The organism is Pseudoalteromonas sp. MIP2626 (assembly GCF_013414205.1).
GTDB classification, from domain to species: domain Bacteria; phylum Pseudomonadota; class Gammaproteobacteria; order Enterobacterales; family Alteromonadaceae; genus Pseudoalteromonas; species Pseudoalteromonas nigrifaciens.
In genome coordinates, this window is sequence record NZ_JAATTW010000022.1 from 47,563 (window position 1) to 57,992 (window position 10,430).

Below are 10,430 nucleotides of genomic sequence, written 5' to 3' on the forward strand. Positions count from 1 at the left end.
CTTAATTTAAGGTTTTTTAATTTTTTTGATATCTAACATGTGCGCGCCATGTTTAATTTTGGTTTCTAAATACGCTTTATTACCCGCAACACCGGCTTTAATGTGTGCGTGCGTACCCACAACCGAATCAACCGTAATACCAGCATCTCTTAGTGCATTAAGCTTTTTAGGGTTATTGGTCATTAATTTAACGTGGGGTAAATTAAGCGCATTTAGCATTAGCACCGCATCCGAAAAATCACGTAAATCATCGGCAAAACCTAAATGATTATTTGCCTCATAAGTGTTCATACCTTGCGACTGCAACACGTAAGCATCTATTTTATTATACAAACCAATACCACGACCTTCTTGGCGTAAATACAATAAAATACCGCCTTGCTCGTGCATCATTTCAATACACTCATTTAACTGCTCACCGCAATCACAACGCGACGAGTAAAATACATCACCCGTTAAACACTCTGAATGCATACGAATAAGCGGTACATCTTGCTCTGTATCAGCGTTGTTAAACACCATAGCAATATGTTCTTTGCCATCTTTTAAATCAGTAAACGAGATAATTTCAGCGGGAATATCACTGTTCTTGCCAACATTAAGCTGAACTCTTGCTCTTACTTGCGCCACGACAAATCCAAATATTTAAATAACTACGACACGATAATGAAGTGATATTATCACAAAAGAATACAAAAAGATCGAAATCCAAGGGTATTTATTGCAATTATATGGCGACGAGAAGCTTAATTATCAATGCATAATTACAATATATAATTCTCACTAAAGCCCTTACTGTTTACCTTTATTTACATCAATTCATGACTAATTATAAGTAAATTGTTAATGTGTTAAAAAGTATAATAATTATAATATGGAACATTATGAAACCACATAAACTCGCCTTACTGCTTAGCCTTAACCTTTCAGTTATTACTGCATCGGCTTTTGCAAGCGAAGCTACAAATGCAAACACTGCATTTTCTCAAGCGTACCAAAATTACTTAAGCGCCGTAGATACCAACGAAAACATACAACAAGCTGCCAAACTCGCTTACTCTTTAGGTGCTAAAGTATATGGCGATAACGCAGATAACACCGCAAATTTAGCCATTAATTACGCTAAAGCTATCAGCGGATTTAACCAGGAAGACGAAGCTAAACGCTACGAACTGTATAAACAGGCGTACAATATTTTAGCTAACAATCATGGTGAAAGCTCAGTCGAGACAATAGACGCCTTACTAGGTATGGCAAGCAATACTAAATCAGCGCGTCAGGCCGATAGCCAATTGGAACGTATAGTTGATATAGCAAAGGAGCTTAAAAAACCAAGATTTGTAGCCGACATGCAATTTGCTGCAGCCTCTTTGTTAGTTAAAAAGTTTGTGCCAGAAAAATACCGTTCTGCTAAACACTACGCCGAAGAAGCTGACGAGTATTACCAAGCAAACTTACCTGAAAACGCTGTAGAGCGTATCAAATCAGATTTTTTAATGGCCTCGTTTGATGAAGGTCGTAAAAAATATGATTCAGCAATTACAAGGTTAAACCGCATAGTCACCGTATTTGATAATAACTTAAGCTACGATCACAGCGCCGAGCTAAGCGCTCACTCTAAGCTTATAGCACTATACGAAAAGCAAGGCGAAAGTGAGCAAGCAACTAAGCACTGCTTAGCTATTGCTAAAATGGTGCCTTGGGAAGAAAGCCAAGAACAAACCCCGCTTTATCGTGTTAATCCTGACTACCCTATGGGCAAAGCACGCCAAGGTAAAGATGGCAGTGTAGTTATGGAATTTGAAGTAGACACCGCAGGCTTTGTTAAAAACGTGAGTGTGCTTGATTCAAATGGCGGCGTAACTTTTGAGCACTCGGCAAAAAAAGCGGTAGAGCAATGGCGCTATGCTCCTAAATTTGAAGATGGCATACCTGTAACAGCAAAAACCCAAGTACGGCTCGACTTCAAAATTAACCGATAACTTAGTGAACTACCCAGCGACTAAAGATCACAGGGTTTTCTCGCTAAGTAATCATAAATTTTCTAATAAAAAAGGCGCAATTTAGCGCCTTTATTATTCACTGTAACGCACAAGGCCATTACTTAAATATTGGGGGTTAATTTAGCTAATATTTTATCACTTGCTGCTTCAATTAAATCTAGCACCTTTTCAAAACCATCGTCCCCACCATAATAAGGATCGGGAATAGCACTTACAGCCTGCTCACCAAACTCTAAAAACAGTGCAAGCTTATACTGTAAATGTGCTGGGCAACGCTGAGTTAAATCGGCTAAATTTTGTTTGTCGGCGGCTAAAATCAAATCGAATTCAGTAAAATCACTACTGCGCACTTTACGCGAATAAATCCCTTTGAAGCTATAACCTCGTTTTTTGCCCGCCTGCATAGATCGGCTATCTGGTGGATTGCCTTCGTGATGACCTATAGTACCGGCCGAATCAACTTTAACGGCAATACCTAACTGCTCAGCACGTTTTTTTAATACCGCTTCAGCTGTAGGCGATCGACAAATATTACCTAAACACACAACCAGTATTTTTTTCATAGAGCCTCCCTCTAAACTAAACGCTATTAATTACTGAACTAAATAACCTTAAACACTATTGCATTGACGCAAGCATAGCCTGCTCACTTTGTAATAAAGTTTGCATTGCTGGTAATGCTTTTACACGCTCAAAAAGTGCAGCTAAATTTGGCCAGCGCTGTGCATTAATCTGCTCGCCCGCATGCTGCATATTGATTATCTGCGACGCAAACGCTATATCAGCAAGGGTTAACGCGTTACCTACAAAGTAATCATTATGACCTAGCACGCCTTCAAGGTAGTCAAAGTGCGGTGGTAACTGCTCATTCATAGCCAACTTTACTAAACTTTCATCACATACTTTTTGCATACCTAAATTAATTACTCGCTGTTGAAACACAGTAAAAGTAGTTAATGGGGCAAGTTCATAATCAGCGTATTTTTCTAACCAGCGTACCTGAGCAGTCTGCTCGACAGTGTCGCCAAGTAATGCTGTATTCCCTGTGTATTTATCATCAAGGTATTGGCAAATAACACTCGAATCAGCCAGCACTAAATCACCATCTTTAAGCGCTGGTATACGCCCTAATGGATTTAACTCAAAAAACCAAGCCGGTTGATTAAACGGCGACACTATTTCTAACTTATAATCTAACTGCTTTGCAGCCAAACACAGACACACCTTGCGTACATAAGGAGAAAGAGATACGCCATAAACAATTAAACTCATGTTAAACCCTTATCAGAAGAAAAAAGCGCAACTAATACGCTAATTAAAAAGCTATTTAATACTTAAAATCGTTTTAAAATTGCTTTAAAAGTTCTTTAAAATACTTGCATCATAGTCATTGGCATCAAGTGTTAAATTATACTTAGCCGCCACACTATCCAGCTCAGCTTGCTTAATTGCTAAGTCATCCATAGTGATTGTATTGTCATCGAGCTGCCATAACAATTTAGAGCCCGCGTAACTGTAATGAATAGCCAATAGCGCATCACTATTACCTTCACGCCCTGCTGCCTTTAATTTCGCCATTTTACGCGTTATTTTATTAAGCGCTTGTTTAAGCTCCCACACATACACCACTTCAATCATAAACGGATGCGTGCGGTATTTATTAAGTAACCACGCAAGCCCTAATGCGCTAATAACAACGCCCGCTACGTTCCAATGAAAGTGAGTGCCGCTCTCATCAGGAAACAAAGCAATCAGCGTTTGCGATATAGCTAAGCTCCCAACAGCTAAACCCACAGCACAACCGGCAATAACACGGTTTAAATGCTTACGATAACGCGCTTTATTTATTTCAATGAGTTGCATAACAGCCTAAAATTAAGTGAACAAAATATAACTGCCGCCATTGTAACTAAACAATCCACTTATCGAAAAATCTATTTGCGTTCTTTTTGATTTAACAACAGCATTAGTGCTATTAGCCCTCTGCAACGTTAGGAGCTGTTAATCAATGGTTAGCCAACGAATTAATTTGCACTGCGTCTAGATGCGTAGGATAGTAACCAAATAATCGCTGTAACTGTATAGGACTACCATGCTTAAACTACTATTTGCTTCAAGTTTAATTTTTTCTTCTTGCTCGGTTTTGAGTAACAATTTAACAACCGAAGAGCAACGAATTGAAGCCGCTACCCACGCCATGCCTCAGGTGCTAATGGCCTTTGCTGATGAGGTGAATCAATTTGAACAGCAATGGAAAAGCCTTAACAACTTTCGGCATGCAACTGACTTAATCGCTGATTATTCAAGTCAATTATGGTTAAACGCCAAACAACGCATTGTTACAACTAAAAACTACGATGATCGCGAGCTTTACTGGGCACGGTTACTTTCAAGTAAAATAATTCGCTCTGTTAAGCCAAAATTTATCCTCTCAGTTGCTGAGCAAAATAACCTTTTAACTCAGTTAGAAAAAAGCAGTCGCGGTCATAACGACCTCAGCTTTACTAAAGGCAGCACTAAAAAAATTATCCTTACCGGCTTTGACCCCTTTTTATTAGATAAAAACATAAATCAAAGTAACCCATCTGGGGTTGCTGCCCTCTTGCTAGATGGTCAAGTAATTAACTACCAAGGCATTAGCGCTGAAATTAACACCGTTATGGTGCCCGTTCGTTATGCCGACTTTGATCAAGGTATAATCGAAGCACTCCTCGCGCCCTATTACGCCCTGAATAATGTCGATATGATTGTTACTGTAAGCATGGGTCGCAAAGATTTTGATTTAGAAAGATTTCCCGGTAAGCGCCGCAGCGTAACTGCCCCAGACAATGCCAATATTATATTTGGCGGGACACAAACAGCTCCCTTGCTCCCAAGTTTAAATAACCAGCCACTGCCAGGTAACGAATTTGTACAATTTAGCCTTCCCGTGACAAACATGCAGCAAGCACAAGGGCCGTATAAGGTTATTGATAATCATAAGATTACGACCTTAGAAAAAACCTACGAGCCCGCAACACTTGCCGAGCTGAAAAATAGCATTGCCGTAAATGGCTCTGGCGGTGGATACCTGTCTAACGAAATTTCGTATCGCAGTATACGCCTTCGTAATCAACTTAATTCAACCATTCCAACAGGGCATATTCACACACCCAGAATTCAACAGTTTGAGCCGGAAACGGAAGCAAAAATAGTAAAACAAATTACCGCAATGCTAGAGCAAAGCTTAAATGCGTTGTAAGTAGCTGACCTGTCGGATGGCGCGGCTGCGCCGTTTATCCGACCTACGTATAAACAAAAAGCCTGCAAATTTGCAGGCTTTTTGTCATTCAAAATGAGTAATCATAAACGTGCTTATAAAACAATTATGCTCGTTACTAAGTAGGCTATAAGTGTCAGGCCACCAGCGAACAAGGCATAGGGTAGCTGGGTTTTAACGTGAGTAAGTAAGTCGCAGCCCGATGCAATTGCCGATACTGCGCTGGTGTCGGATATGGGCGAGCAGTGATCGCCAAATATACCGCCACCTAAAATAGCGCCTAATACCAACGACGGCGGCAAACCCAATGCTTGAATAAGCGGCACGCCAATAGGGATTAAAATTGCAAAGGTGCCCCACGATGTACCCGTAGTAAACGACATAACCGCACCGGTTAAAAACAGTGCCGGTACCACCAAGTAAATAGGGAGGTAATCGCCCACTAAAGATGCCACAAACACACCAGTACCCAACTCTTTTAAGCTTGCTCCTAAAGTTAACGATAACAATACAATACCTACTAGCGGCAGTAATTCACCCATGCCTTTAAAGCCTGTTTCAACTAGCTTATGGTGGCTAAATTGGCGTGACGCTAGCATTAAAAAGTAAGCTACAACTATGGCTAAAACAGTTGCATACAATACCGACTTTGAGCCACTACCTTCTGCCAATACACCGTTACCTGTGTAAAACATAAAGCCCACCATGCTAACAATCAGCGTAATAAGGGGCACTAACATAAAGCGTGCTTTAGAGCCTTTTACTTCTTCTTTTAAGTCAGTTGTTTGTAGCTCTAGTTTTTGCTCAGCTTGTTTCATTGGGCCATGTACTTTATCAAACGCAATGGTGTAAAAAACAATAACAAGCGTGATTATGGCGTAAAAGTTATAGCCTACGCTGCCCCAAAGTACCGATACAGCCGATTCACCTAACTCGTAGTTACTTAATAACCCTAGTACAAATGCGCCCCAACCATTTAGTAATATTAAAATACATACCGGCGCACTGGTGCTATCGATAATATAAGCTAAGCGGGCGCGGCTCATTTTAAATTTATCGAATAATCCGCGCGATAAAATACCCGCAGTAAGTACACTCAGGTTTGACTCTATAAACACCGCAATGCCAGTAAACATAGTTAAAAAGCCAACTTGGCGCTTACTTTTCGCTATACCTTTGTTCATTAACATATTAACGGTAGCGGCTACTCCACCCGACTCGCGAATGTAGGCAAGCAAAGCACCAATCAAAATACTAAAAATTAAAATACGGGTATTGCCGGGCGAGCTTGCTACGCTAACAATACGTTCAATAGTGTTTAAAAAGGTATTAAATACACTACTGCCCTCCCCCTGTAATGCGAGTAAAAACTCTGACGAAGCCACTGCAAGCAACAGCGCCATAATGACCTCTTTGCGCCAAAATACGACAGCAATGGCGATTAACGGCGGTAAAATAGAATACCAAGACATAAATTAACCTTTATTTTAGTGTGCTTATTTACGGGGTAAATATTTTACACTTTGTTATCTAGCTTAAGTTTTACAGTCAAAACCCATTTAAGTAAACCACTAAGCACATTGATATATGCTATTTATACTGTCAGTTTATTGATTTAATAACGCTTCGTATATTAATGAAACAACCGAGCCATATTGTGCAGTTTCATAATTTTTACCACTAAATTGATAACTTTTTTGCGAGCCTGTAATTGGCGTATGCCGCGCATTAGTTAATAAAACAATGGCTAAGTCGTAAACGGGATCAATTACCGTTACTGTGCCTGTCCAACCTGTATGCCCATAAGCCTGTGCGCTTGCGTAAGGGCCAAAGTGCCAACGCCTTGCTTGGTTATTACCAGCAAGCCTAAAGCCCAGCCCGTAGGTTTCATCGCTACTTTGTGGGGTTAAAAACTGCGCCAAAGCACTTGCACTAAAAAGCTGCTTATCGCCGTAACCACCATTATTTAATAGTAGCTGACAAAGTATGGCTAAATCTGGCGCATTACTAAATAACCCCGCATGCCCTGCTACGCCACCTAGAGAATAGTACGCACGCTCGTCATGTACTTGGCCTTGTAAAACATGGGTGCGAATATTATCAAATTTGATTCGTCCGTCTCGCGTGTTACCACCCAGCTCTGTGGCGGCAAATTGCTGAGCATTAAAGCCTTTTTTAAGGGGGTTAAACACAGTGTTATGCAATTTTAATGGCGCATATACTTGTTGCTCTAGGTAATCGTCAAGTGAAAGACCGGTTATACGCTCAACCAATACTCCTAAAATCATGTAATCAATGTCTGAATAAACATGCTGCCCGAGCGATTTTTCGCTAAGTGGCACACTGGTAAGTAAGAGTTTTTTTGTAGTATGGCTATTTTGTGAGTAAAACACATCGCCATTGCTACTGTCTTTACGATGAAAATCAAACACCGGCGGATAGCCTGCGCTATGCGTGAGTAAATCTTTTACGCGTCGCTGCTCTCGACCATCGCCTTGATACTCTGGTAAATATAATTGCACTGACTTATTAATATTTAATAGGCCTTCGCTTACTAACTTCATTAATGCAAAGTTGGTAGCAAATATTTTAGTATTAGAGGCTAAGTCAAATAAGGTATCAGTTTGCATTGGCTCTGGGCGTAATAGCATTAAATCGTTCTGTTGATACTGCTTTGCATCGCCATAGGCGGTTAATTTAATTAACTCACCATTTTTTACTACCGCTAAAACAGCACCAGGAAAACCCGCTTTAATGTCACGCTCTATTAATGCATCTACCTCACTAAAATTAGCCTGTTGATGTGATACTTTATTTAAAGTAGGAAACGCAAAGCGCAGCGTTAAGCTTGCCCCGGCAGGTTGAATGTTTGCAACTTTAAAGGTGTTAACCCCGTTATGCGTTAGCTTAGCCAAACTATATTGGTACACAGTATTAGCGCCGAGCAACTGTTTAATTTTAAGCAGCTGATTGTTTATATAAATATCGGCACTTTTAGCACTATGGTTTTGTATTAACAGCTGACCATGGCCTTTATAGGCTTTAAACGTGCCGCGATTATTTACATACTCACGGCTACTGGGGTTTGGCTCAGGAAAGGTAACAATCACTTGCGCATTAGGCAACTCAACAAGTTTACTTTGCGTTAATAGTGCCTTGGGTTCGAGCGGCTCTACAGAAGAACTGCATGCACCCAGCATAAAACTTAAAGCCACTATTAATAGCTTTTTTATACTGTAATAATTTTTATTTTTTAAATATAAGTACATAAACTGCCTTTTACTCATATAACAAATAAGGTGCTCTTTGCTGTTTAAATTGCATCAACCCCGCCTGCCAAGTTTGCTTTATTTGTTGTGCCGATTGCCCCGCCTCAATAGCTAAGCGCAGCTTATCGGTACCTGCTAACTTATCCATAAAATCAGCGCGCTCAAAAAACGTAATGTTATTGTTATTAAGCTGCTTATAAGCACTTATTAAGTAGCTTAAATCTAACCCTTTAGTGGTAGCTTGGCGTAAGTCGAGCCCCTGCACAGTTTGGTTTTTAAATTTAGGGTTTAGGGCCGCGCCTTTAATAGCACGCGGGGTAAAATTAAACTCTCCTAAAGCAGTCGGTGAATACCCTATAACCTGAAACGCAAAGTCGGTGCCTCTGCCAATACTAATTGGCGTGGCTTCAAAAAAGCACAATGATGGATAAAGCGAAATAGCAGTATCATTTGGTAAATTAGGGCTTGGCTTTATCGGTAAACTATAGCTAGTTGCGCGCGTATAACCAGTAACTGGGATCACGTTAAGCTCTAAAACAGCAGCTTGATTGATCCAGCCTTCACCTTTGATCATATTTGCAAGCTCGCCCACAGTCATACCATGAACTATAGGAATGGGGTGCATACCTACAAATGACTTAAATTGCGGCTCTAATATGGGCCCATCAACATAGGCTATATTTGGGTTTGGCCTGTCGAGTACTAAAAATTCGATCCCCTGCTCTGCAGCTGCTTCCATCATGTAATGCATAGAGCTTATATAAGTATAAAAGCGCACTCCCACATCTTGAATATCAAAAATCATTACATCAACATCAGCTAAAACTTCGGCACTTGGTTTTTTATTGTTGCCGTAAATGGAGATAAGCGGAATACCCGTTTTACTATCAACGGTATTTTTTACGTGTGCCCCTGCATCGTGATCGCCACGAAAGCCATGCTCAGGTGCAAATATTTTAGTTATGTTTACGTTTTTTGCCAGTAGGCTATCTACTAAATGGGTTTTCCCTACTGTTGATGTTTGATTAACCACCAGCCCTACGCGTTTATTTTTTAACTGCGGTAAATATTTAGCATATTGCTGCGCACCCACAACAATTGAACCTTTAGCTTCATCAGCTTGTACGCTAAGTATTAAAGTAGCGCTTAAAATAAAAAATAACGTAATAAATAGGGTTTTAAACATACTGCAATATCCTTTTAAACAAGGCGTTTAAAGTAACATAGGTAGTGATAAAGAGCAGCTTTAGAAAGGGGTTAAGTGGGCTTGAGCAGGCTTTGAATTGATATAGTGATTAGGCTCTGCGTCTACGACGAATAAATAAACTCGGTGTCTACTGGGTAGCAACCTACATTTCACTTTATTTCAGGCATAAAAAAACCGACTCAAGTGTCGGTTAATGTATGAAAGTGGTGGGCGCAGGAGGATTCGAACCTCCGACCGCTCGGTTCGTAGCCGAGTACTCTATCCAGCTGAGCTATGCACCCACTTTCATTGTTTGCTTATTTAAACTCTAAGCAGAGTATATAACTTTAAAATAAAAAAACCGATTTTCATCGGCTTATTTTTCTTACACTTAAAAGTGTATGAAAATATGAAAGTGGTGGGCGCAGGAGGATTCGAACCTCCGACCGCTCGGTTCGTAGCCGAGTACTCTATCCAGCTGAGCTATGCACCCACTTTCATTTTTACTTTACTTGTTTTTACTCTAAGTGAGAGTCTATAAAGTGGTGGGCGCAGGACGTATCTTGTAAGAATGAACCTCCGACCGTTTGGCTTTAGCCAACACTTTACTTATTTATACTCTAAGTAGGAGTCTATAAAGTGGTGGGCGCAGGAGGATTCGAACCTCCGACCGCTCGGTTCGTAGCCGAGTACTCTATCCAGCTGAGCTATGC

9 protein-coding genes and 2 tRNA genes are annotated in these 10,430 nt (G+C 40.5%); 2 read left to right on the forward strand and 9 right to left on the reverse strand.

What is annotated here, in order from left to right; all coding sequences use genetic code 11:
- Positions 1–6: 6 nt before the first annotated feature.
- Positions 7–630 (reverse strand): GTP cyclohydrolase II, encoded by a 624-nt coding sequence (gene ribA / locus HC000_RS10860; RefSeq protein ID WP_011327231.1) that lies wholly within the window; start codon positions 628–630, stop codon positions 7–9.
- Positions 631–884: 254 nt separating this feature from the next.
- Between ribA and HC000_RS10865 the strand changes: the two genes are divergently transcribed.
- Complete coding sequence (locus HC000_RS10865) at positions 885–1,982, forward strand: energy transducer TonB (protein WP_011327230.1); 1,098 nt, start codon at positions 885–887, stop codon at positions 1,980–1,982.
- 122 nt (positions 1,983–2,104) lie between these two features.
- Here HC000_RS10865 and HC000_RS10870 read toward each other — a convergent pair whose 3' ends face one another.
- The 3 genes from HC000_RS10870 to HC000_RS10880 all read right to left on the reverse strand — a co-directional run bounded on the left by HC000_RS10870 (position 2,105) and on the right by HC000_RS10880 (position 3,866).
- Positions 2,105–2,566 carry a low molecular weight protein-tyrosine-phosphatase gene (locus HC000_RS10870; protein ID WP_179807636.1) on the reverse strand — a complete coding sequence of 154 codons (462 nt, stop codon included), beginning with the start codon at positions 2,564–2,566 and terminating at the stop codon, positions 2,105–2,107.
- Between the two features lie 55 nt (positions 2,567–2,621).
- Positions 2,622–3,275, reverse strand: a complete 654-nt coding sequence (locus HC000_RS10875) for a glutathione S-transferase family protein (RefSeq protein ID WP_179807637.1) — start codon at positions 3,273–3,275, stop codon at positions 2,622–2,624.
- 84 nt (positions 3,276–3,359) lie between these two features.
- Positions 3,360–3,866, reverse strand: coding sequence for a DUF3087 domain-containing protein (locus tag HC000_RS10880; protein WP_011327227.1), 507 nt, complete (start codon positions 3,864–3,866; stop codon positions 3,360–3,362).
- 229 nt (positions 3,867–4,095) lie between these two features.
- Between HC000_RS10880 and HC000_RS10885 the strand changes: the two genes are divergently transcribed.
- A complete protein-coding gene (locus tag HC000_RS10885) occupies positions 4,096–5,244 on the forward strand; it encodes a hypothetical protein (protein WP_179807638.1) in 1,149 nt (382 codons plus the stop codon).
- Between the two features lie 113 nt (positions 5,245–5,357).
- Here HC000_RS10885 and HC000_RS10890 read toward each other — a convergent pair whose 3' ends face one another.
- The 5 genes from HC000_RS10890 to HC000_RS10910 form a co-directional block, all read right to left on the reverse strand.
- Positions 5,358–6,734: a Na+/H+ antiporter NhaC family protein gene (locus tag HC000_RS10890; RefSeq protein ID WP_041454342.1), complete on the reverse strand. Its 1,377-nt coding sequence runs from the start codon at positions 6,732–6,734 to the stop codon at positions 5,358–5,360.
- A gap of 135 nt (positions 6,735–6,869) precedes the next feature.
- Positions 6,870–8,531, reverse strand: coding sequence for a penicillin binding protein PBP4B (gene pbp4b, locus HC000_RS10895; protein ID WP_179807639.1), 1,662 nt, complete (start codon positions 8,529–8,531; stop codon positions 6,870–6,872).
- A gap of 10 nt (positions 8,532–8,541) precedes the next feature.
- Positions 8,542–9,717: a DUF1343 domain-containing protein gene (locus HC000_RS10900; protein WP_179807640.1), complete on the reverse strand. Its 1,176-nt coding sequence runs from the start codon at positions 9,715–9,717 to the stop codon at positions 8,542–8,544.
- Positions 9,718–9,942: 225 nt separating this feature from the next.
- Positions 9,943–10,019, reverse strand: a tRNA-Arg gene (locus tag HC000_RS10905).
- Positions 10,020–10,133: 114 nt separating this feature from the next.
- Positions 10,134–10,210, reverse strand: a tRNA-Arg gene (locus HC000_RS10910).
- Between the last annotated feature and the right edge of the window lie 220 nt (positions 10,211–10,430).